Raw genomic sequence first — 21,735 nt, forward strand, 5'->3', positions numbered from 1 at the left:
TGCTCCGCCCTTGGCTGGCTTTATTTAGCCATTTTCACTTCTGTCACCCATTTGGTAATTAACTCTTTGCGTACATCACTGGCGCCATATTTATCCATGTCGTAATTGATTAGTTTCAGATCAGATAATTTAAGTGCTAAAGGAGAAGCTTTCGCCTTGGTATTGGTCAGGATCTGATAAGCTTTCCCTTTCTTCCAGCTCAATTCTTGTGCTTCTTTGGATAATACCCAGTCAACAAACAGTTTGGCGTTGTCCATATTGCGGGCATTTTTGATGATACTTACGCCGCCGATTTCATAACCGGTACTTTCACATGGCGCGATAAGTTTTAGTGGTGCGCCATTTTCTACTTCTAATGAGTAATCATGCAGGAAACCGATACCAATCGCGGATTCGCCGCGGGCGGCATTGCGTGCCGGGGCAATGCCGGATTTGGTGTACTGAGAAATATTGGCGTTGAGTTTTTTCAGATAATCAAATGCCTGATCTTTGCCCCATAGTTGAACAAAGGTTGCTAACGCGGTGTAAGCAGTGCCTGAACTTTGAGGATCGGCAATCTGAATTTCGCCTTTATATATCGGTTTGGTGAGATCTTTCCAGCAGGTTGGAATCGGCAGATTTTTCTCTTTTAGACGTTCAGTGTTGACGCCATAGCCAAGAATGCCGACGTAAACGGCGGAGCTGTAGTTGCCTTTACGTTTAGCCGGGTCGCGGAACTGCGGCATGATTTGCGTCAGATTAGGGGATTTGTAAGGCTCCAGCAGATCCATCTCTCCCGCTTGAGATTGTGGGTCCAGAGTCCCGCCGTACCAGACATCTGCTTGTGGATTGCGTTTTTCGGCTTCAATTTTTGCCAAGGTACTGCCTGAGCCGTTACGGACAAAAGTGGTTTTTACATTGTATTTTTCACCGAATGCTCTGGTTTCAGTTTCACACATAGCGTTAGTGGCGCTGCAATAAACGATCAATCGTCCGGCGGCTTGAGCGCTGTTGGTAAATGCAGCAACGACCAAACCGGCTGCGATAAGTGTAGAGAGAGGTTTCAGTTTCATTATTTTGTCCTTGGTATTTAAAACTGCTTGTCATCGGAAAGTCTCGGTGCTATCCCTGCCATATGTTCCCTTTTACCAACGTCCGCCATTAACAGCGGCATCAACAGCAAACCCATCATGGCGGCTGCGGCTGTGAGTAGGGCAAACATCCCTGACCAGCCATAGTGGGCAATCATCTGACTTAGAGGCCAACCTGCGATTGCCGCGCCCAAGTAGGCGTACAATCCCAGATAACCAGTGACGGTGCCGGCGGCTTGTTTATGGCAATATTCTGTTGCTGCCAGTCCAATCAGCATTTGCGGGCCAAATACAAAAAAACCGATACTAAAAAAACAGGCTGCCAACAGCGCATAGTGATGAATGGGAGTCAGCCACAATGCGGTGACAGACATGAACAGTCCAAGCGCGGACAGTAGAATCATTGGGGCGCGTTGGCCGCGGAACAGTAAATCCGATCCCCAACCGGAAAATAGGGCGCCGGTTAAACCACCAAGTTCAAACAGTGAGAGCGTCGCGTTGGCACTGAGCAGATTGGCGCCATGCGTTTCCGACAGCCACAGGTTTCCCCAATCGTTAATCGCCATTCTGATGAGGTAGACCAGAATATAGGAGAATCCTAGCAACCAGATAGTTTTGTTAGTTAAGATCGTATCCCGCAATATCTGCATCATCGGCATGGGGGGCGATAGCTGTTCGTGTCGAAGCTCCAGTAAATCCTGCCGCCACTGTCCCACACTGGGCAAACCTTGCTGTTGTGGTATGCCGCATAATTGATGACAAAGCCAGATACCCAATAAAATGCCGATAATTCCCGGCATCATCAGTGCTGTTTGCCAGCCGTAAGTTGTCGCCAGAAAAGCGGACAATATTGGGATAGTGATACCGACAATATTGATGGAAGTATTCCAATATCCCCACCAGAAGCCCCGTTCATTGCGGGAGTACCAGTGTGTCAGCAATCTGGCGCAAGGCGGCCAGCCCCATCCCTGAAAGAAGCCGTTCAGTGTCCAGATGATCAGCAGGGCGGAAAATGATGAGCAGAAAGCAAAGATAATGTTTAACACACCTGTCATCACTAATCCGGCGCCCATAAACCAGCGATAACCGGTGCGATCATGAAATACACCGGAAATAAATTTTGAGCTACCGTAGGCCAGATAGAACAGACTGGTTATCCAGCCGATATGCCCTTTATCCAGTCCTAGTTCCAACTGCATAACCGGCATGACAAAGTTGAAGCTTTTTCGCGTCAGATAAAATGCGGCATAGCCAATAATCATGGAAATCAGCAGGCGGCTACGCCAGCGGCGATAGTGTTGTGAAATCTGTTCCTGGCTGGTGGCTTGCATACCCGGTTCCTCCATGAAAAAGGGAATGTAAAGAAAAATTAATGAAAATGGATGAGGTAAGGTTTTAGGCAACTAGGAATAATTCTTAGTTATGCTTGATTTTCATCAGAATTTGTGGGCAGGTTAACAGTTATGCGTGTGCCGTTATCATTACTTAATTGCCAATCTCCTCCTAATGCACGGATACGTTCTTCAATACCCTGGAGGCCAAATCCGCCTTTTCTTTTGTCTTCTGTAATGCCGATGCCGTTATCACTGATTCTGAGTTCAATCACATCCCGGTGTTGTCGCAGGATGATAGCGATTCGAGTCGCTTGAGCATGCTTGCTGATATTGTTCAGTAACTCTTGAACCAGACGGTAGAGGGTAAAAACCACCGTTTCATCCGTTGGATTTTGAGGAAGCTGGTAATTCAACTGGCAATCAATATTTTGTTCTTTAAACGCAAATTCATGGATCAAATGGTGAAGTGCTTTTTCTAAGGACATCTCTTCCAGAACCGGTGGGCGCAATTGGCGTAATAATTGACGCGTGGATTGATGAATCTGTTGAGCAAGATGATTGATCTGTTCTGCGATCATTTCTGTTGCCGGGGTGGTGGCGGTACGTTTTATCAGCGTTGCCTGAATTTGAATGGCGGTAATATTCTGACCAATTTCATCATGTAACTCGCGGGCAATGCTTTTACAAACGTCTTCTTCTGTGTGAATCAGTTTCTTCATCAGGGTACGGCGGGCGGTTAACTCCCGTTCTAGCAATTCACGGTAACGTTGCAAATTTTCAGCGAGCTGTTGCTGACGGCTGATTGCTATCCCCAGACCTATGCCTAATAAGGATTGAATGGTCAGGAACATTTCCAGTTCGCCTAAATCGTTAAAAGCACCACTGAATTGACGAGCTGACGTGATCATGAGACTGCCTAACAGAGCTGCCAGTACGCCGCCTTGCCAGCCATAACGGTAGGCCATGAAGACATTGGGGATAAATATGAGAATGATTAAAAGATTCTCAATTTCTGGCGACATAAAGATCTGGGCGCTTAACCCGAGCAAGCAGAATAGACAACACCACATCAACAAGGAAGGGCGTAGCTGCGGATCAGGATCGCTCGGTTGCAGCATATTTCTCAGATGTTGCTGACGCAGGTATTCATAGATCAGATAAACAAAAGGTGACAGCAAAACGCCACCGGTTAACGAGGTGAGAAACAGATGGCTGGCGTCGGCAGTCAGCGTAAACCCCAGACAAACAGCCTGCAACACACTATTGGCGGCTACACCGGCCAGCAGAATTGAGAGCCGTTGCCAATACAGGGTATAGCGCCCCCAGAATTGTTGCACGATAAGGGCAGGTATTAGGCTGAGAAAGGGTGATAACAGAATGATATTGTGAGTAATAAGTTGTTCGCTGCCGAGCCATAGCAGAATAATAATCTCAGTGGCTAATAAGGTTGGTAAGTAACGATATCCTAGTAGGATAAACAGTGCCAGCCGTAACCCTTGTGGCAAAAGCAGTGCCGCTTGTTGTCCGTTATCATTCAGGTAGAAGCTGATAGTCCACAGAGCAAGCCAATTCAGTGAATAGAAAAACAGCAGAAAGAGTGATAACAGGCCAAATCGTGATCCTCTGTTCATGAGTTCCCCGTTAGAATCTGGTGTTGCAGAGCGTAATGAACCAGATCAATAGTGCTATTACACTGGAGTTTGCTAAGAATATTGGCACGATGAACATGAACTGTTTTATGGCTGAGATTGAGTTGTTCCGCGATAGTTTTAACATTGATGCCGTTGATAAGTAGAGAAAATATTTCCCGTTCTCTGGGCGTCAGAACTTGCAGTGCTTTAATCTCTTGTGGTGTCTGACGCAGTGCTTTTAGTGCGTCGGCACACAAGTAGCAACCGCCTTGATGTACGGAACGTACTGCCTGTACTAATTCTTCCGGGCCGCATCGTTTGGTGAGATAGCCGCAGGCGCCGGCATCCAGCGCACTTTGTACAAATGCCGTGGTGTCATAAATACTGAGAATAATGGTACGAAAATCAGGTTGTTTTTGCCGTAACCGGGTGAGCAGGTGCAAACCACTTTCATCGGGCATATCGATATCCATCACGGCGACGTCAATCGGGTTTCTGAGTAAACCCAACCAAGCTTCTTTGGCATTGGCGTATTGCCCGGCGATTTCAATATCCTTTTCAAGCGCGAGTAATTGGGCAAAGCCGGAACGGACAACTACGTGGTCGTCAATAAGTGCAACTCTAATCATAAGTTTTCGTTAATGGATAATGGTTAATGAAATAATTTATATGATGTGCAGGAAAAGCAGGTTGTGCAAATTAATCAACTAAATCTGCAAGAAAGCTAACAAATTTAGCAAAAACCGCCGTAAACCCTCGCATTGGGCCAGGATTTACGGGGCAATTGTTAAAAAAAGCCTTTTTTATCTGTCAGTGTGGTTTTAAAAGCGGGAAAAGAGGCCAGGCTAACCACGAAAAAACAGGTAAAAACTTTAATCATCAAAAGTAAAAAGCAGTGATTAAGGATTTTTAAAAGCGGGTAAGAAATCCGATGTCATGCTGACCTTGGAAGAGAATACATCAGAAAAAACAGGTTTCAAATTGATTAAATAAGGTGAAAAGATGACAGTGTTAACCTAATAACAATAATATATCCTAGCAAAATATTTAACCGTATTAACCGCATTAAACCAACTTGCTTAAATAAAAGATTTTGCCTGACTGCAACAAGTTTACGAAAAATCAGAGACTATAATTGTAGAAAACCGGGCAGCTTTTAGATTAACCCCAGAAAAGCAAGGATATTTAGCAACATTAAAAATGATTAAAGAAATGGGCGTTAATCTTAATACCGTTAGCCGTTCTGCTACCCTCACTGGTTTTAAACCTAAAAAGTCAAATATAGAAAAAGGAGAAAACAGAAAACCTAAATATCAGTTTAATGAAAATAAGAACGTTAAATACGGTTCAGTAAATGTAAAAACCTTTCGTCATGGCCGATTTACAATTAAAAACAAACACCCCCTCAGAATGAAAACCGCTGTATAAGCTTATCATATTTTCAACATTACTTTTTTAATTTACATTTCCCTTTTACCGGTGATTAATCAACTAAGGATTAAAAAATAGGTAGCCCATTAATGTCAGCTTTTTAAAAGGTATAGAGTGACTAAAAACAACCTATTCCCTGCTATGTTTAATCCACTTATCGGTAAATCGGTAATACTACACTCCACTTATTTTACATTTGCCTAACCCGCTATGACTATTTAAAACGACAAACAGGGAGAGGTTAAATACTTCATTCAACAGACTGATTTAACACAATGAATCAAATTTTTCAGTAGCGTGATTAATGACATTTAATCGAAATTCACTAATCATTAACCGAGAGTTGAAAAGCAATAATCACGTAAAATAACATAATGGAATAGATTAACGCTCAAGTATTTTCTCACCATCATTTTACGAACAAATCAATAAAAAATGTGATAAAAAAGAGATAAAAAGATTAATTTAGCCGGATTTAAATGCTAAAAAAGGCGTTATCCTAAAAAACATTAACGGTGTTTTTATACTATCAAGCTATTGATTAGTGATTTATAAAGGAAAGATAAAAGGTGATTGATTTATAAAAACTCGCAGAATTGCCAGTAAAGTAATACGGGTAAAACAGTATTGGTAAAACAATGTGGGTAAAACTATATCGATAAAATCATGTCAATAAAACCATATCTATAAAACAATGTCAGTTAAAATAAATCGGATATGATTAATGTTAGTTTAAACGTAAAACCACGATATATCATAATGCTTAAATTTCGCAAAAAGCATATAGCCAAAAGATAAAAAACGGTTAAAACCAGATACCGATTAAAATCATACGTTAAAAAATAACTTTTAATCACAGTTTAAAACCATCCTTTCAATTAAAGGCTTTAGCATTGGATAGTTATGACCGTACCTGTAATCGACAAGCGCCGGTCGGACAACCACAATTAACAAGGTGTCCCTCCAGCGCGACAGGTATTCCTTGTATATTGAACAAGTTAGAACCTTCCGCAATCGCGCCGGTTTGTTTACAGGCGGGACAAAACACCGGGGCACCTTTACAGGCAACCGAGAGTTGTTGGTTTACCAAATCGGAACCATTTAAAACCTCGCCTCCGGTTGTTGTGGTATCGCCTTTAAGGATGATTTTTTTACTTTCCACGATACTGCGCATTATTTTCCGGCGAATATTTTCTTAACTCTTTCAGCTCATGACTGTGAAAACGCAGTTGAGTACCGAACTCCTCCCGAAAACGCTGGTAGCAGGCCAGAATGCGTTGCTTTTTCTCTTGAGTGTAGCCCTGTTTAAAAAACAGGGTGATAGAAATTCCAAGACGAGAAACAGTCAGCCCATCGCCATTGAGGAAGGTAAACGCGGTCAGTTGTGATTTCAACTGGGCAAAGTAATCTACAGTTTCCATCATTTTCTCTGTGAGTTATGAGTCGGTGGATAATCAGTTATTCCCACATATTTGCCGCTTCCCGGATCAGATGCCAGAGGGTTGTGCCCGGTTTTGTACCTGGAACATCAAAAGACATCGTACCCTGAGCAAAGAAGTACTGCTTGCCCGGCAGGCTATCGGTTTGCCAGATCCCGCTGACCAATGCAGGGTGGTTGCCTTTCAAAGGGGTCACTTGCAGCGGTCCCCGGTCATAACGGGCATACCAGGCCAGGGTGGAAGTTGAATTAAAATGACCCTCACCATAGAAGTGCAATGAATGGCCTTCACGAGGTATCACCCGTATCGGACGTATCAGTTGGTTAATGGCAAAATAACTCTCCGGGACACTGCCCGGCAGTGGCGTTAAGTCCGGGTATTGACCGGCACGGATTATCAGTCCATCACGGTAAGAACTAATCACCACATCCCGGTAGGGGCGCAGCACCTGACGTATCCAGTATTCTCCACCCAATCGGTTTACAAAGCGTTTGGACAGCAGGGTGATCCAGTTAATGCCACGGATGGAGTGTTCATACTGTAATTTAGCTGTGAACACTGCGGAGTTAACTTGCAAGGAAGGGTAACGTTGCGCCAGTTGATACTCTAAAGGAAAGTAGTCATAGAAGTCGTTGGGTAAGACCAGACTGTAGCCACAGTCCCCACTGTCCGGTTCGAGTTGTTCACACAGAAAGTCCAGCCAGGCCATAAAACGAGCCATGCCGTCTTGTTCTTTTAAGTAATCCCAAGGCAGTGTCAGGCTTAGGTAAGAGCTATCATCGTCACCATTAGCTTCCCGGGAATCCAAGTAACGCATCAAATAACGAGGTGCCTCATCTTCATTTTTGGCATCACTGACCACCCAACCAGAAAACTGGTTTTTTTTCTGATTAAGAATACCCTCTTCCACTTTGGCAATATTTTCCGGCGAATATTTTCTTAATCCTTTTAGCTCATGACGGTGAAAACGCAGTTGAGTACCGAACTCCTCCCGAAAACGTCGGTAGCAGGCCAGAATGCGCTGTTTTTTCTCTAGGGTGTAACCCTGTTTAAAAAACAAGGTGATAGAAATCCCAAGACGAGAAACGGTCAGCCCATCGCCATTGAGGAAGGTAAACGCGGTCAATTGTGATTTCAACTGGGCAAAGTAATCTGAAGTATCCATATTTTCTCCGTTAATTATGAGGCGGTGGCGAATGTCACACTCGCCAATATTGCCAGGACGGCAGCTAACGCGGCGGCGCTCACTGCGGCGGCGGCAGCTAAAATTTCCACCAGTGCAATCAGCGCGGCAGCGACGGCAAGGGTGACAAGAATAACAACGGCAACACCGGCAATAATCACCACCACTTCCAGCATGCCTTCACCCACCTCTTTCAATATCTGCATCCAGCTAATGTTTTTTAGCTCTTCCAGGGTGATATCTGAGCCTTCTTGCACAATCTGCCACCGGGCTTTTATCTCACTCTCCGTCCAGGTCACGATTTTCCCCGTTTGTTCACTGACCCAAGAAAATGCGTAGCTGACCTGATGGCTTATCGGGTCAATAATCTCTTCACACACCCACTTGCCGGTTTGATTGAGCCATGAACCAAACTGGGCAAGCAGCTCCCGGGTACTGTCGCGGACATAATTCAACCCGTTTTCAGCCAGACCCGCCACTTCCTGCCCGAGGATAACCCAGTCTTCATAGCTGGGTAAAAACGACCAGCGGGAAGTACTGAGAAGCGGTGGATTTTTTGTCAGGGGTTGCGGAATGGTCCCCGGCACACCCTCTGCGGGCGGGGTGGGTAAAGCTTCCTCATCAGGCGGCGAACCGGGCGGCAGCGGGGCCAGTGGGATGGGATTTTTATAGTGTTGGGAATCGGGCTGATAAAGTTTTCGCCACGCTTCATCATACTGTTTTTGCTCTTCTGTACGGTTATCGATGACACGCATCACCCCAAAGCGATCTTCGGTCGCAATCTGAATGTAATCAGTTAGTTGTCCCTGATTTAGGTCATCGCCCGGAAATTTCACCTCAATTAACATCTTTAGATTATCGGAGTGCTCAGAGCCATCAAAATAGGTAGCATTTCTGCCCGGCCAACGGAGAGTTTCATCTTTAACCAGAATAATATCGGGGCGACGGATACCAACAACCCCAAATTTCTCTGCGTCGTCGGCAGAAGGCCGGGCAAACGGATTACTGGATTGCGGTAAGTTATTACCATAACGCTGTTTAGAGGCCAGACTGGTTGCCAGCATAGGCAGAGGTACATCTTTAGGCCCTCTGATAGCAAACACCACTTCCGCTTTATAGGGCCACAGGAAGTCATGCTTAAGCTCCTCAACCTTAATCAATCCACTCATAATGACCTGATTAAGAAAGCGAATAGCCCCCAGCCTGGTGACAATCATTGCCGGCAGACGCAGGGCGTATTCGGCTTTTTCCGCCAGATAACAGGGATCTTCATCGGCGGGAAAGACGCCTATTTCCATCGTACAGGTGATTGATGTGACAGCCGGGCACATCTTGCCGTTGTTGGATATTGCCATACTTATTTCTCCATAAACTCCATAACATACTCTACCGGCGTGTTACCGCTGGCCCGGTATAAGGTTTGCTTCGGCTTGGGTGTTGCTTCCGGCGAGCGCAGTTGCAGATTGTCTTCGGCCGCACTCTGCACCGTTATCGTTCTGCCCAGCCCATCAGTTTTACCCGGGATGACCTGACCATCGCCGGTGGTGATGGTGTAGGGGACATTCACCAATGGTTTATCGCTTTGCTCACTCAGCAAGGTATAGCGGGCTGAATAATCAAACAGAGCACCGGCGGATTTCTTGCCGGTGATATGGTCAGTCATGGTGATGCTGACCCCTTCGATACGAATATTCCCCATCGGGTCAATAACTATCTGCCCGCCCGCGTTCCCAATGGTGATTTGCCCGCTTTCCGAGTGTATTGTGATATGTTTACCCACGGTAATTTGTTGGTTATCTTCGATGTTTAATTGATGGCTTTTACCAACGGAAATGGCTTGCTGACCTTTAATGGTCACCGTTTGATTTTGACCGACTTCAAGCGTCTGGCAGCCCTGCACCGCTTCATCATCCTCGTTTTTAATTATCGCCGCGCGGTTATGCGCCACTTCTGTTTGCTGGTCATGGCCTATCTGCGTGGTTTTATCCCAGAGGATCTGCGTTTTCATATTCCGCTGAGCATGAATAAACACTTCCTCGCTGCCTCTTTCATCCTCAAAACGCAGTTCATTAAATCCCTGTCCTCCGCGAGTCCGGGTTTTAAAGGTGGTACGGGTTTTCTCCAGCGGTAAATCAAGCGGCGGACGGTTGAGGCCATTGTAGGTACACCCCGTCACAATCGGGCGGTCGATATCGCCGTTGAGATAGCTGACTATCACCTCCTGCCCGACGCGCGGTATCGCCATAAAACCGAAACCGTTGCCGTTCCAGCCCTGTGCCACCCGTACCCAGCAAGACGCGAGGTCGTCCGCTTTATCGTAACGGTTCCAGTGGAAATGGATGCGTATCGCGCCGTGTTCGTTCACATAAATCTCTTCGCTTCCCGGCCCGACCACCGTGGCGACTTCATCACCGTCCGCCAGCGGTTTGTAGCGGTAAGGGGGTCGCCAGTCCTGTCGCCCGGGAATAAAGGCGACTTCGTTGGTCAGGGTGGTCCCTTCGCCGCCGTCGTTTGACGCGACAGGTTGCTGCCCATAATGCGTGACAGACAGCACCTGCCAGCGGTCGTTCATGGCCTCTATGGGATGGGATTGCAGGGTAAAAATTTTGCCCGGACGAAGCCGGATACAGTTGGTTTTGGCGGTACCGACTTTGCTGTAGTTTTGTAACTGTTCCAGCCTCAGTTGGGTAAACGGTTTTCCTTCCGCATCCCACTGGAAACGCCCGTAACTTTCAAACACCGAATGGTGCCCGCTATCGTCGGTTGTCTCCCGGTGTTCAAGTGCGTAGTTGGGGTTAAGAAAGTTACGATCTTTCTGGACCGTGCCATTCGAACACAGGTATTCGCCATAACTCCACTGGTACGCGGTGGTATCTGTCTCGTCCGTTTCCGGGTGCGTATTGTAAGTGAGATCAATATCCGCCTGCATGCCCAGACGGCAATCACAGAACAACGTCTGTTTTTCCTCAAACCAGAAGATAATGCCCTCTTCCGCCGCCAGTCGGCACCAAAAATCATAGGCGGATTCGCGTTTTTGCGTGGTGTATTCCCGTTCGACATGGCGTTTATAGAGCGTATCGCGGGTAAATAAGATACGATGCTCTTTAAGCAGGATCGTTAAAATTTCCGGTACAGACTTCCGATGGAAAATACGGCTGTCCTGATTGAGCGTCATCAGCCACATTGTGGGGCGGACAGTGAAAATATAAAAAGTGCGACGGCCATCGGTATCACCCTGTTCAGCCCCGGTTATCAACCCATTAATGGTCCGTTCGGTGACGCCATTGCGGGTAATGGTCAGTGACGCGCTGTCCCCCAGTTGTTCATTCAGGGGAATGTCATCACGTGAGCTAACTACTTTTAACGTCAGGCGATAAAGCTGTGACAGCTCTTCCTGTAAAGTAAATTGCGCTACCTGAAAGGTGGTTTGGGGCAGCGCGCCAATTCGGCAGGTGAAAACTAATCCATCCATATTTGAAACCCTACATAATTGAGCCATTATCCTGAAGCGGGGATAACGCAAGAAGCCATTAAACGAGCCATGACATGCGGCTCTTTTAAATAGCGCCGGTCTGTTCCACGGTAAAAAAATGACAACGTAAAATAGCCATCATTTAATACGTGGCGTTAGAGAGAACAACAGACCGCTTCCAACTGAGTAGGATGGAGTGGAGACAGATAACAGATAACAGATAACAGAGAATTTCGCTCTCTAAATATATGACCACAAGATCACGATATTTATCAGATGAACATGAAGAAAATGTGATTAATATCACATGAAGTGGCTAATTAATCGCCATCAATGCCGATTTTTCATATTGAATTCTTTGATTAATAAATCGCTCAATAGCTCCTTTTCAATCGAAAAATTTAGCCTGTCATGGGTTGTCACTCCCAATAACAGGCAATAAATCTCTGCGGGTTTATTTTCAATGCTGGCCTTTTGCGACATCCTCTTTACGGCGGGGAGCAGTCACGACTTCCCTCTTTTGAGTGGTGGTGGGAATACGATCCGGCTCGTAAAACTCATATGAATTAACCTAATGCTACTGGGATAACACCTGTCGGCCAAGTTGGGTGCAGTAGATTCGAACCGTATTTGCACGGTGCGACCCAACTGCCGGTAAGGCGCTATTTCGACGTCGATATAAAAAACTTCGCCCCGGAAATAAATCACGGCTTGCCGGTGATTGTTAACATGCTCACACTTTCTATTGCGTGCGAAACCCTTGGTCTGTAAGGGATAACGAGCGGAGAATATCATAGTGAAAGCATATCAACAGACAGTATCGGAATGGTTGCGCCTTGTGGGTGAACGTCAAGGCGTGGCTTTGAGCATTGGCAGCGATGGTCACTGTACCGTGCCTTTCGGCCAAGGTGGAGAGTGCGTCGTTGAAGTACCGGACAACGACGACGTTCAGGCATTTTATCTCTATATTCCTTTGTTGCGATTACCGGTAGATGAATCGGGCCAGTTGATGCTGACTCGGGCTGCCCTTGAGTTGAATATGTTTGGTCTTACCACCGGCGGCAGTCAGATCAGTCTGGACAGTCGTACCAATTATTTGGTGTTGAGCTTCTCCGCATTGATCGAGATGTTCGATGAAACGACATTTATGCAGACTTTGGGGGAGTTTCTCGATCTTGGGATCAGCTTGCAGTCTCAGTTTCAGGCGATCAACACCCAACAGAACGGAGCATCTGCGCCGCATCCATTACCCGGATCAGCCATCGCATGTTAAGTGACCGTCATCTGAATAACCAAGGAGAATAATAAGATGTCTATTCAAGGTATTGGGCACTCTCCCAGCGCCACGGCATTGTCGCCCCTCTCGAACGGAGAAGTACAGGCACCATCTCGCAATAATAATGTTCATCATCATCTTGCCTCCCATTACACCAGTACCGGTCTTGGTACTCAGGTGTCGCCGGGCAAGGTGCTGACCACTACACTGAAATATCTGACATTGAGCGCCCCAGCTCGCAAGATTGGCACTGCCATACAGGGAGGACATGACTCCCATGCGCAGAGTGCCAAAGGTAAAGCGCGTTACTGGACTGGGGCCATTATCAAGGGATTGGCTAATATCACGGGCGGTGCTAGTAGTGTAACGAGCGGTGCAATTTCAGTCGGTGTCGCAGGCGTTAAAAACTTGGCGGAATCCACCGGGCGTTTACTGGCGTCCTCTGCCTTGGGGCTGGCTGGAGCGGGCGCGAAGGGAGTCTCGCATCTACCGCTTGGCGCGTCTGAGCGTTTGCAGGCTGGAACGCGTGCCGAGCAATTGCTGAATTCTGCCAAGGTTATCGCCAAACCCGCGTTTGTGGCTAAAGCAGAGCAAGAGCCGTTGAATGCTGTGGGAGCTAAAGCAGTGATGGATGCGGCCCAATTGGCGAGAATCAGTTGCTCCAGTAGCTATCGGGATATGCCCGCGGGTTACAGTCATGCTGCTTTAGCTGATATTCCGTCCTCAATACTGGCTCGCCGGGAGGATGGCACTGGCGGAACCGGCAGTGAGTTAACCCTGCATGTTCGCCCCAGCAAGGGGCAGGATGATCCTTTAATCCTTGAGGGAGATGGCTGGTCTGCGCTCAAGGTCGCTGTCTACAAGCGTGACGACACTATGGTGCTCTCCTTTGTGGGCACTCAGCCAACCAAGCGTCCTGGCACTGTAAAGAGTGATGTCGGCGCGGCTTTGGGGATCAAGGACAGCGCGTTTCAGGATGCGGACCGCTTGGTCAAAGCCTTTACTAAACAATATGGCGGTAAGGTTGAGGTTTTGGGCCACTCTTTAGGCGGCGGGCTGGCGCAATATGCGGGCATTAAACATGGGATCAAAGTCACCGCATTCAACAGCATGGGGTTGCATGTAGGATTGCGGGATCGGTTGGCCGATAAGTTGGATAGTGCCAACGTCACCCACATCAATACCAGTAGTGATCCGCTGAGTCAGAAGGCCGAACATGGTATTTGGGGGCTGGATGCCTCTTCTCAGGTAGGCAAGCGTTATGTGATTGAGCATTCAGGTGGTCACCGTATGGAGTCGGTGACCGCAGGTTTGGAAGCCTTACTGGCTTAACGACTCGATATGTCAGGACAGCGCCTCCTGCGGGAGGCGCTGTCAACAGACACGGTATTTAAAGACACAGTATTTAAACGCGATTGAGCGTTATTTCAGCGCCTTGAGGATTTGCCAGGCTGCTTTGATGCGCGCCTCATTGGGGTAATTTTTGTTGGCTAGCAGCACAATACCCATTTGCTCTTGCGGCACAAACGCGACATATGCTCCGAAGCCATTGGTGGAGCCGGTTTTATTGATAAAAAGCGCATCCGTTGGCGGCTCTGGCGGCGATAGTTCCGTAGTTTTATTGGCTTGAAAAGCGAGCTGCGCCGAGTTGCCGCTCAGTACCTGCTCAAGGGTGACAGGCCAGTGATAAAGCTCCCAGCCTAGCCCTTGCGTCATCTCACCTACCCGGTAATAACCGGTATGGGTTGCCCGAATCGCCTGTGCCAGTTTGCTGTCACCTACGCGGGAAGGATCGATATTCGCGTCAACGAAGCCGATCAGTTCCTGTGCGCTGGTTTTCAGGCCATAGGCTTCCTCAGCCAGCACGCCGGGGTTTATGCGGATCGGTTTATTCTCTTTTGAATAACCCAATGCATAATTTTTCATCTCCTGCGCGGGTACGTTAAACCAGGTATGGTGTAGACCAAGCGGTGAAAGGATCTGGTTTTTCACCAGCATTGAGTAGGGTTTTTCAAGGCTTTGGGCAGCGATATAGCCCGCCAGGCCAATACTAGGATTGGAGTATTGGCGGTAGGTTCCGGGAGTGTACTTTGGCTGCCAGTGCTGAAACCAGTCCACCATTTTGCTATTGCTGTCGATCTCGTCGGGGAATTGCAACGGCAGGCCGCCCGCGGTATAGGTGGCAATATTCAGCAGGTTTATGTTGTCAAAGGCGCTGCCTGCAAGCGGTTGAAAATGATGGCTGGCCTTATCGGAGAGGGAAATGGCTCCCGTCACCTGCGCCCAAGAGATCAGGCTGCCGGTAAAGGTTTTGCTGACCGAACCTAACTCAAAGATTGTCTCTTTGGTGACCGGCGTGTTGTTCTCTTTTGACGCGTCACCGTATTGATAGAAAAAATGTTGACCGCGGAAAGTCACCGCGATCGCCATTCCTGGAATGTCATATTCCTGCATCAGGGAGTGTATGGTCTTATCAACAGTATTTGTCAGACGGGCCTGATCGGGTGTATTCGAGGCTTGAGCGCCGAGAGAAGCGGCAAGCAGCAGCCCGCCTGTCAGCACCGAAAATTGTTTTGTCATGTGATGTGTCCTTAATTACAGTGAGAGCTTTCAGTCCGGGATTTTATCAGGATTTGTACCCCCAATCATAAAATTTGTGATCTCTATCACCTGACAAAATAAAACTTTGCGGTTGCTGATTGAAAACCAAGCGCTTTCGTTTCTTTATATCAATTGTTACCCAAAAGGTGGATGAAAACTGATTTTTGGGTAACTAGTCAGTAACCAGAAAATTTAATATTTTCTTTCGCTTTGTTTCTAATCGAAACCTTTTATGCCTATTTTTGTCTATATAATAGACTGTAATAGCGATCACAATTTCGTTTGGTTGCTTTTGCTGTAATTAAATCGAAAGAGAGGGAAAGCAATTCATCACAGGCGGCATAAATTTATCGCTGAAAATCTGAGGGGTATAACGGAATGGCTGTGGATACCGTAAAAAGACGTGAACAGATTATCGACTTGTTGTGTCATGAAGGCAGCGTACGTGTTGAGCATCTGAGCACCCGTTTTGGGGTTTCCAGCGTCACTATCCGTAATGACCTGCGTTATCTGGAGCAAAAAGGTTGTGCATTGCGTTCCTATGGCGGCGCCATGTTGAATCAGCAATTCGCCTTTGATCGCCCCTTGCAAGATAAAGGCCGGATCAATCGTGATGTGAAATCGCGCATTGCGGCCAGGGCGGCACAGTTTGTTCAGGATGGTGATGCCCTGATCCTTGATTCCGGCTCGACTACCACGCAAATCGCGCCATTTCTTAAAGAACGGCGTGATTTGGTCGTCATGACTAACGCGTTGAATATCGCCTATGAACTGGCGGGGTTTGACCGGATGGAGGTGATGGTGCTTGGCGGGAGTGTGCGTCAAAACTCCTACTCGCTCTATGGTCCGGCTGCGGAACAACAATTACGTCAATATCGCTTTGACACCCTATTTCTTGGCGTCGATGGTTTTGATCTGGAAGCAGGGATAACCACGCCACATCCCGGTGAAGCTCACCTTAATCGCGTAATGTGTGAGGTGGCGCATGAAATTATCGCGGTGGCGGATGCCAGTAAATTTGGGCGCAGAAGTTTTTGCATGATCCGTCAGGCCGGACAGATTCATCGGCTGATTACTGACAGTCGGATCCCCGATAACTACAAGCGGGCATTAATTGAACTCGGCGTGGATGTGGTTATTGCCGACGAATAGTTCTTACCGAGATTCTTGCCCGCATGGGAGACACCATGCAGTCACTATTACAACTTATCCGTCGTCATAAATCAGGTGAAGCGGTGGGGATCTATTCGGTCTGTTCCGCTCATCCTTGGGTATTGGAAAGTGCTTTACGCGTCGCTAAAGAGCGTAAGACCTCGGTACTGATTGAAGCAACTTCTAATCAGGTCAATCAGTTTGGCGGTTACACCGGGATGCAACCGGTTCAATTCCGGGATGTAGTTTGGCAGCAGGCCGATCGCATTGGGTTGCCGCGTGATCGTGTCTGGTTAGGAGGCGATCATCTTGGACCAAATGCCTGGCAGGATCTTCCCGCTGAACAGGCGATGAAACTGGCTGAAACGTTGATACACGATTATGTGGCGGCGGGGTTTCGTAAGATCCACCTCGATTGCTCGATGTCTTGTCTGGATGATCCAACGCCGCTGGGCGACAACGAGGTTGCGGTACGCGCGGCTCGTTTGTGTCAGGTGGCTGAACGTTGTTGGCAGCAGGTGGGGGGCGAACCACCGGTTTATGTGATAGGTACCGAAGTGCCGGTACCGGGCGGAGCTAAAGAAGCATTAGAAGGAATGCAGGTCACTACGCCTCAGGCTGCGGCTACAACGTTGAATGTTCATCAACAAGCCTGGCGATTGGCTGGATTGGAACCGGTATGGCCGCGGGTGATTGCGTTGGTGGTGCAACCGGGTGTGGAGTTCGATCACCACCATATCGAACATTATCAACCTGAACGTGCAGCGGCGCTGAGTCAATATATCGAATCTCAACCCTATTTAGTCTATGAAGCCCATTCCACTGATTATCAAACGGCGCAAGCTTACCGTGAGTTGGTTCGTGATCACTTTGCCATTCTGAAAGTCGGTCCGGCTTTGACTTTTGCTTTACGGGAGGCGCTGTTCGCACTCGATAAAATCGATAGTGAATGGAATGGGGAACAGGGCGCGGCTCATCTGTGCGCCACGCTGGAACAGGTCATGCTTGAGCAGCCGGAGCACTGGAACCGCTATTATCACGGTACACCGCATCAACAGTTTATTGATCGTCAATACAGTTTGAGTGATCGCGTTCGTTACTACTGGCCGCATCCGCAAGTACAACAGGCAGTGAATACTTTGATGGATAACCTGCGTTGTCGCCCGGTTTCCCTTTCACTACTGAGTCAGTACCTGCCTGAGCAGGCGCAGGCGGTTAATGCCGGCAGGCTGGATAATGACCCACACGCTTGGGTGTTGGATAAAATTCGTTCTGTGCTCTTGAGCTATGCGCAGGCTTGTGAGCTAGAGGTACAAGGAGTTTTAACATGAATGAGCTGTTTTCCTATACCGAAGTCTGGTTGCGTGAGCATCATGCGTTGCATACTGCCAGAGAGATCCATCAACAGCCTGAACTTTGGCGTCAGTTATATCAAAATCTGCAATGTGAGGAGGGATTGTGGCGACCCTTTTTGCAGCCTTTATTATCAGATCCAGAGTTACAGATAGTGCTGTGTGGCGCAGGTTCCTCCGCGTTTATCGGGCGCACGCTGGCGCCTTGGTTGCGTGAGCAGTGTGGACTGAATGTAGTCGCGTACAGCACTACAGATATTGTGCCTTCTCCTTTGCAATATCTCGATCCAACACGTTCAACCTTGTTGATTTCCTATGGGCGGTCGGGCAATAGCCCCGAGAGTGTGGCGGCGGTAAAACTGGCGGATCAACTCCTGCCACGCTGTTATCACCTGATGCTGACCTGTAATCCCGGTGGTGCGTTAGCGCGTTATGCCGAAGGGCGCGCTCACGTCTGTTCGTTGAATATGCCACAGGGTGCTCATGACCAGAGCTTTGCTATGACGTCCAGTTTCAGTTGTATGACGTTAGCAACAGTGTTGCTGCTAGGGCCGTTGACGTTGGAACAGAGTGGTGAGGCGTTGATGACGATGATCGCGTTGTGTGAGCGGGAAAGGGGGCAGTGGCAGGCACAAGTTAAGCGGCTGGCATGCAGTGGTTTTAAGCGCATGATGTGTCTGGGTTCCAGTTGTTTTACTGGGATAGCAGAGGAGGGGGCGCTCAAGATGCTGGAGTTGACCGCCGGGCATGTCGCCACCCGTTACGACTCATCAATGGGGGTGCGTCATGGGCCGAAATTTATGATCGAGCGCGATACGCTGGTGATCATGATGCTCTCCGCTGATCAATATCGTCGTCGTTATGATCTCGATCTATGGCATGAACTGAATCATGACGGATTGGCGTGTCAAATTGTGGCGCTGAGCGGCACACAGGGGAAAGGGTTCACGGTGGTTAACAGTGAACAAGACGATATCTGGCTGTTGTTCCCCTATTTGATATTTTTGCAGATGTTAGCGTTTGAAACCTCGCTGGCACTGGGCATAACGCCAGACAATCCATGTCCGACAGGGGAAGTCAATCGCGTGGTGAAGGGGGTGGAAATTTATCCTTATCATCCATCGTATTCACCAAGAATAAAATGTAGCAGGAGTGATTATGTCGATACCGAATATTTTAATGACCCGAATTGATAACCGGTTGGTGCATGGTCAAGTCGGTGTGACCTGGACCAATTCACTGGGGGCCAATTTGGTATTAGTGGCTAACGATCAAGCTGCCGGTGATTTGATGCAGCAAAATCTGATGGATATGGTGGTTTCTGATGGGGTTCAGACGCGTTATTTCACCCTGCAAAAAACCATTGATGTGATTCATAAAGCGGCTGAACGCCAGAAAATTTTCATCGTCTGTAAAACGCCGCAGGATGTACTGACGCTGGTAAAGGGCGGAGTACCGATCCGCTTCGTTAATGTGGGCAATATGCATTTTTCTGAGGGAAAGCGCCAAATCCATAAGACGGTTTCGGTTGATGACAGTGACGTGGTGGTGTTTCGTGAACTGGAGCAACTGGGAGTCACTTGCGAAATTCGGCGGGTGCCGGATGAAGCAGGAGAACCTATCGCCAAATTGCTGGTTTGAGGGGTGAGTTATGCTGATTGATGCGATATTGATTGGGTTGTTGGCTGGCTTGGCCGGGGTGGATCTATTCGATGGGTTGACTCATTTTCATCGTCCAGTGGTAATTGGGCCGTTGGTTGGGTTGATTTTAGGGGATGTACAGACGGGTTTGTTGGTGGGTGGTTCACTGGAATTAGTCTGGATGGGCATGGTGCCGCTGGCCGGTGCTCAACCGCCAAATGTGGTGATTGGTGGGGTGATTGGTACCGCATTTGCCATTTTGACGGGGGCTGATCCTAAAGTCGCGATTGGTATAGCGGTGCCATTTTCGATTGCAGTACAAGGTTGTATCACTCTGTTGTTTACCGTCTTCTCACCCATGATGCATAAATGCGATCAGATGGTAAAAGCGTTGAACTGGCGTGGCGTGGAGCGCGTGAATTATCTGGGTATCGCCATTCTGTTTTGTTTCTACTTTATCGTGGCATTTCTGCCGGTCTATTTCGGTGCCGACGCCGCCAGTGTCATGGTACGGAAGGCGCCGCAATGGTTGTTGGATGGTTTGGCGGTTGCGGGTGGCATGATGCCTGCGATTGGTTTTTCTATGCTGATGAAGATCATGATGAAAAAGACCTATATCGCTTATTTCATTCTGGGTTTCGTTTCAGTCACCTTCCTTAATATGCCGATTATTGCTGTAGCACTTGGCGCTTTCGCGATTGCATTGATCGATTTCTTTAACCGTTCCCGTATGGAAGAGGCCGCTGAACGCAGCGTGTCTACCACTCAATCTCACACTCAATCTCAGGAGATGGAAGATGGCATTTAACGACACCGATGCGGCTATGGCCGCTAAAGCTGAGAACAGGATGGCGCAGGCGCTGGCAACCAGTCAGGTTGAGCAGGATGATTATCAGGACACGATACCGAGTGAGGATCTAACCAACGGCGATTTGAATCGTATGGCGTGGCGCTCTTTGTTGCTACAGGCATCATTTAACTATGAGCGTATGCAGGCGGGAGGCTGGTTGTACACCTTGATCCCTGGTCTGCGTAAGATTCACAAGAATCCGCAAGATCTTTCAAATTCTATGAAGATGCATATGGAGTTTATCAATGTGCATCCGTTTGATGTCACCTTCCTGTCTGGGTTGGTGCTGGCAATGGAGAGGAATAAAGAAAAAATTTCCACTATTCGCGCGGTGAAAGTGGCGCTGATGGGGCCGCTCGGTGGGATTGGCGATGCATTGTTCTGGTTGACTCTGCTGCCTATCTGCGCGGGTATCGGGGCTTCTCTGGCGCTACAAGGCAGTCTATTCGGTCCCATTATATTCCTGCTGTTGTTCAATATCGTGCATTTCGGCTTGCGTTTTGGTCTGGCTCATTATGGCTATCGGGCAGGAACCAGCGCGTTGACATTGTTGAAAAAGCATACCAAAAAGATCTCCCATGCTGCTTCGATTGTGGGAATGACGGTAATCGGGGCGTTGGTGGCTTCCTATGTCCATCTCTCGACGCCGGTGGTGGTAAATGCCGGTAAGGCCAGTGTGGCGTTGCAGAAGGATGTGCTGGACAAACTGATGCCGAACTTATTGCCGTTGTGTTTCACTTTGCTGGTGTTTTGGTTGATGAAAAAGGGATTTTCCCCGATCAAATTAATTGGTTTGACCGTCGTGATCGGGATTGTAGGGAAGTATGTTGGTTTTCTTTAATAAATGGCGCTGAGGAGAGGGAATGTTAGGTATTGTAATCACCGGTCATGGGCATTTCGCCAGTGGGTTGTTGCAGGCAGTGGAACAAGTCGTCGGACGACAACCTCAGTGCTGCGCTGTCGATTTTCCTGAGGGAATCAGTACGCAACAATTATTACTGTTGTTACAGGCGGCTTGCACCGCCTGTGATAGTGGTGAAGGTGTCATTATTCTCAGTGACTTACTGGGTGGATCACCGTTCCGGCAGGCGGCGCAACTGGCAATAGCTAATCCATGTTATGAAGTTATCACCGGTACTAATATGCAATTGGCGGTAGAGATGATGCTGGATCGTGAAGATATAACTCTGGAAACATTTCGTGATATGGCGCTGGAATGTGGGCGGCGGGGATTAACCAGCCTGTGGCATGAACAACAGAAACGAAGGTATGACAGCCCGAATCTGGATGGCATTTAAGGAGC

At 48.0% G+C, this 21,735-nt stretch carries 19 protein-coding genes and 1 pseudogene; 10 read left to right on the forward strand and 10 right to left on the reverse strand.

What is annotated here, in order from left to right:
- Positions 1–20: 20 nt before the first annotated feature.
- From B0X70_RS04450 to B0X70_RS04465, 4 genes are all read right to left on the reverse strand, one after another.
- Positions 21–1,052: an ABC transporter substrate-binding protein gene (locus tag B0X70_RS04450; protein WP_036808303.1), complete on the reverse strand. Its 1,032-nt coding sequence runs from the start codon at positions 1,050–1,052 to the stop codon at positions 21–23.
- 17 nt (positions 1,053–1,069) lie between these two features.
- Entirely contained in the window at positions 1,070–2,401 is a 1,332-nt protein-coding gene (gene uhpC, locus B0X70_RS04455; protein ID WP_217470975.1) for an MFS transporter family glucose-6-phosphate receptor UhpC, read from the reverse strand.
- An 89-nt stretch (positions 2,402–2,490) separates the two neighbouring features.
- Positions 2,491–4,035 (reverse strand): MASE1 domain-containing sensor histidine kinase, encoded by a 1,545-nt coding sequence (locus B0X70_RS04460; RefSeq protein WP_217470976.1) that lies wholly within the window; start codon positions 4,033–4,035, stop codon positions 2,491–2,493.
- Positions 4,032–4,664 carry a response regulator transcription factor gene (locus B0X70_RS04465; RefSeq protein ID WP_036808296.1) on the reverse strand — a complete coding sequence of 211 codons (633 nt, stop codon included), beginning with the start codon at positions 4,662–4,664 and terminating at the stop codon, positions 4,032–4,034. Before B0X70_RS04465 ends, B0X70_RS04460 begins: the two co-directional genes overlap by 4 nt.
- A gap of 571 nt (positions 4,665–5,235) precedes the next feature.
- On the opposite strand from B0X70_RS04465, the gene B0X70_RS04470 reads away from it, so the two are divergent.
- Positions 5,236–5,463: a hypothetical protein gene (locus B0X70_RS04470; protein ID WP_217470977.1), complete on the forward strand. Its 228-nt coding sequence runs from the start codon at positions 5,236–5,238 to the stop codon at positions 5,461–5,463.
- 904 nt (positions 5,464–6,367) lie between these two features.
- Here B0X70_RS04470 and B0X70_RS04475 read toward each other — a convergent pair.
- From B0X70_RS04475 to B0X70_RS04495, 5 genes and pseudogenes are all read right to left on the reverse strand, one after another.
- Complete coding sequence (locus tag B0X70_RS04475) at positions 6,368–6,640, reverse strand: PAAR domain-containing protein (protein WP_217470779.1); 273 nt, start codon at positions 6,638–6,640, stop codon at positions 6,368–6,370.
- Positions 6,633–6,887: pseudogene (locus tag B0X70_RS04480) on the reverse strand (hypothetical protein); the annotation flags it as partial. The pseudogene B0X70_RS04480 and the gene B0X70_RS04475, both read right to left, overlap by 8 nt.
- A gap of 37 nt (positions 6,888–6,924) precedes the next feature.
- Positions 6,925–8,070 (reverse strand): DUF3396 domain-containing protein, encoded by a 1,146-nt coding sequence (locus B0X70_RS04485; protein ID WP_217470978.1) that lies wholly within the window; start codon positions 8,068–8,070, stop codon positions 6,925–6,927.
- 14 nt (positions 8,071–8,084) lie between these two features.
- Entirely contained in the window at positions 8,085–9,443 is a 1,359-nt protein-coding gene (locus B0X70_RS04490; RefSeq protein WP_217470979.1) for a VRR-NUC domain-containing protein, read from the reverse strand.
- A gap of 2 nt (positions 9,444–9,445) precedes the next feature.
- Entirely contained in the window at positions 9,446–11,560 is a 2,115-nt protein-coding gene (locus B0X70_RS04495; protein ID WP_246593428.1) for a type VI secretion system Vgr family protein, read from the reverse strand.
- A gap of 796 nt (positions 11,561–12,356) precedes the next feature.
- Here B0X70_RS04495 and B0X70_RS04500 point away from each other — a divergent pair.
- Both B0X70_RS04500 and B0X70_RS04505 read left to right on the forward strand, forming a co-directional pair.
- Positions 12,357–12,833, forward strand: a complete 477-nt coding sequence (locus B0X70_RS04500; RefSeq protein WP_246593429.1) for a CesT family type III secretion system chaperone — start codon at positions 12,357–12,359, stop codon at positions 12,831–12,833.
- A 36-nt stretch (positions 12,834–12,869) separates the two neighbouring features.
- Complete coding sequence (locus tag B0X70_RS04505) at positions 12,870–14,168, forward strand: Tle-like phospholipase domain-containing protein (RefSeq protein ID WP_217470981.1); 1,299 nt, start codon at positions 12,870–12,872, stop codon at positions 14,166–14,168.
- 90 nt (positions 14,169–14,258) lie between these two features.
- On the opposite strand, the gene ampC is transcribed toward B0X70_RS04505, so the two are convergent.
- Positions 14,259–15,416, reverse strand: a complete 1,158-nt coding sequence (gene ampC / locus B0X70_RS04510; RefSeq protein ID WP_036808271.1) for a class C beta-lactamase — start codon at positions 15,414–15,416, stop codon at positions 14,259–14,261.
- Positions 15,417–15,815: 399 nt separating this feature from the next.
- On the opposite strand from ampC, the gene agaR reads away from it, so the two are divergent.
- The 7 genes from agaR to agaF are packed head-to-tail and all read left to right on the forward strand — an operon-like array spanning position 15,816 to position 21,730.
- Positions 15,816–16,589: a transcriptional repressor AgaR gene (gene agaR, locus B0X70_RS04515; RefSeq protein ID WP_217470982.1), complete on the forward strand. Its 774-nt coding sequence runs from the start codon at positions 15,816–15,818 to the stop codon at positions 16,587–16,589.
- 35 nt (positions 16,590–16,624) lie between these two features.
- Positions 16,625–17,920, forward strand: coding sequence for a D-tagatose-bisphosphate aldolase, class II, non-catalytic subunit (locus B0X70_RS04520; RefSeq protein WP_217470983.1), 1,296 nt, complete (start codon positions 16,625–16,627; stop codon positions 17,918–17,920).
- Positions 17,917–19,134 carry an AgaS family sugar isomerase gene (locus tag B0X70_RS04525; RefSeq protein ID WP_217470984.1) on the forward strand — a complete coding sequence of 406 codons (1,218 nt, stop codon included), beginning with the start codon at positions 17,917–17,919 and terminating at the stop codon, positions 19,132–19,134. Before B0X70_RS04520 ends, B0X70_RS04525 begins: the two co-directional genes overlap by 4 nt.
- Complete coding sequence (gene agaV, locus B0X70_RS04530) at positions 19,100–19,582, forward strand: PTS N-acetylgalactosamine transporter subunit IIB (protein ID WP_181147811.1); 483 nt, start codon at positions 19,100–19,102, stop codon at positions 19,580–19,582. The genes B0X70_RS04525 and agaV overlap by 35 nt, the downstream gene beginning before the upstream one ends.
- 10 nt (positions 19,583–19,592) lie before the next feature.
- Positions 19,593–20,390 (forward strand): PTS N-acetylgalactosamine transporter subunit IIC, encoded by a 798-nt coding sequence (gene agaW, locus B0X70_RS04535; RefSeq protein WP_036808259.1) that lies wholly within the window; start codon positions 19,593–19,595, stop codon positions 20,388–20,390.
- A complete protein-coding gene (locus B0X70_RS04540; protein WP_040149583.1) occupies positions 20,380–21,273 on the forward strand; it encodes a PTS system mannose/fructose/sorbose family transporter subunit IID in 894 nt (297 codons plus the stop codon). Before agaW ends, B0X70_RS04540 begins: the two co-directional genes overlap by 11 nt.
- 22 nt (positions 21,274–21,295) lie before the next feature.
- The gene (gene agaF, locus B0X70_RS04545; RefSeq protein WP_036808253.1) at positions 21,296–21,730 is read left to right on the forward strand and encodes a PTS galactosamine/N-acetylgalactosamine transporter subunit IIA; all 435 of its coding nucleotides are present in this window, start codon (positions 21,296–21,298) and stop codon (positions 21,728–21,730) included.
- The last annotated feature ends 5 nt before the right edge of the window (positions 21,731–21,735 follow it).

It is taken from the genome of Photorhabdus akhurstii (assembly GCF_019090985.1).
Classification (GTDB): domain Bacteria; phylum Pseudomonadota; class Gammaproteobacteria; order Enterobacterales; family Enterobacteriaceae; genus Photorhabdus; species Photorhabdus akhurstii.

Bases quoted from the DNA above. Each gene is read 5' to 3' on its own strand.
- B0X70_RS04450 (WP_036808303.1), bottom strand. From the start codon at position 1,052: ATGAAACTGAAACCTCTCTCTACACTTATCGCAGCCGGTTTGGTCGTT.
- uhpC (WP_217470975.1), bottom strand. From the start codon at position 2,401: ATGCAAGCCACCAGCCAGGAACAGATTTCACAACACTATCGCCGCTGG.
- B0X70_RS04460 (WP_217470976.1), bottom strand. From the start codon at position 4,035: ATGAACAGAGGATCACGATTTGGCCTGTTATCACTCTTTCTGCTGTTT.
- B0X70_RS04465 (WP_036808296.1), bottom strand. From the start codon at position 4,664: ATGATTAGAGTTGCACTTATTGACGACCACGTAGTTGTCCGTTCCGGC.
- B0X70_RS04470 (WP_217470977.1), top strand. From the start codon at position 5,236: ATGATTAAAGAAATGGGCGTTAATCTTAATACCGTTAGCCGTTCTGCT.
- B0X70_RS04475 (WP_217470779.1), bottom strand. From the start codon at position 6,640: ATGCGCAGTATCGTGGAAAGTAAAAAAATCATCCTTAAAGGCGATACC.
- B0X70_RS04485 (WP_217470978.1), bottom strand. From the start codon at position 8,070: ATGGATACTTCAGATTACTTTGCCCAGTTGAAATCACAATTGACCGCG.
- B0X70_RS04490 (WP_217470979.1), bottom strand. From the start codon at position 9,443: ATGGCAATATCCAACAACGGCAAGATGTGCCCGGCTGTCACATCAATC.
- B0X70_RS04495 (WP_246593428.1), bottom strand. From the start codon at position 11,560: ATGGATGGATTAGTTTTCACCTGCCGAATTGGCGCGCTGCCCCAAACC.
- B0X70_RS04505 (WP_217470981.1), top strand. From the start codon at position 12,870: ATGTCTATTCAAGGTATTGGGCACTCTCCCAGCGCCACGGCATTGTCG.
- ampC (WP_036808271.1), bottom strand. From the start codon at position 15,416: ATGACAAAACAATTTTCGGTGCTGACAGGCGGGCTGCTGCTTGCCGCT.
- agaR (WP_217470982.1), top strand. From the start codon at position 15,816: ATGGCTGTGGATACCGTAAAAAGACGTGAACAGATTATCGACTTGTTG.
- B0X70_RS04520 (WP_217470983.1), top strand. From the start codon at position 16,625: ATGCAGTCACTATTACAACTTATCCGTCGTCATAAATCAGGTGAAGCG.
- B0X70_RS04525 (WP_217470984.1), top strand. From the start codon at position 17,917: ATGAATGAGCTGTTTTCCTATACCGAAGTCTGGTTGCGTGAGCATCAT.
- agaV (WP_181147811.1), top strand. From the start codon at position 19,100: ATGTCGATACCGAATATTTTAATGACCCGAATTGATAACCGGTTGGTG.
- agaW (WP_036808259.1), top strand. From the start codon at position 19,593: ATGCTGATTGATGCGATATTGATTGGGTTGTTGGCTGGCTTGGCCGGG.
- B0X70_RS04540 (WP_040149583.1), top strand. From the start codon at position 20,380: ATGGCATTTAACGACACCGATGCGGCTATGGCCGCTAAAGCTGAGAAC.
- agaF (WP_036808253.1), top strand. From the start codon at position 21,296: ATGTTAGGTATTGTAATCACCGGTCATGGGCATTTCGCCAGTGGGTTG.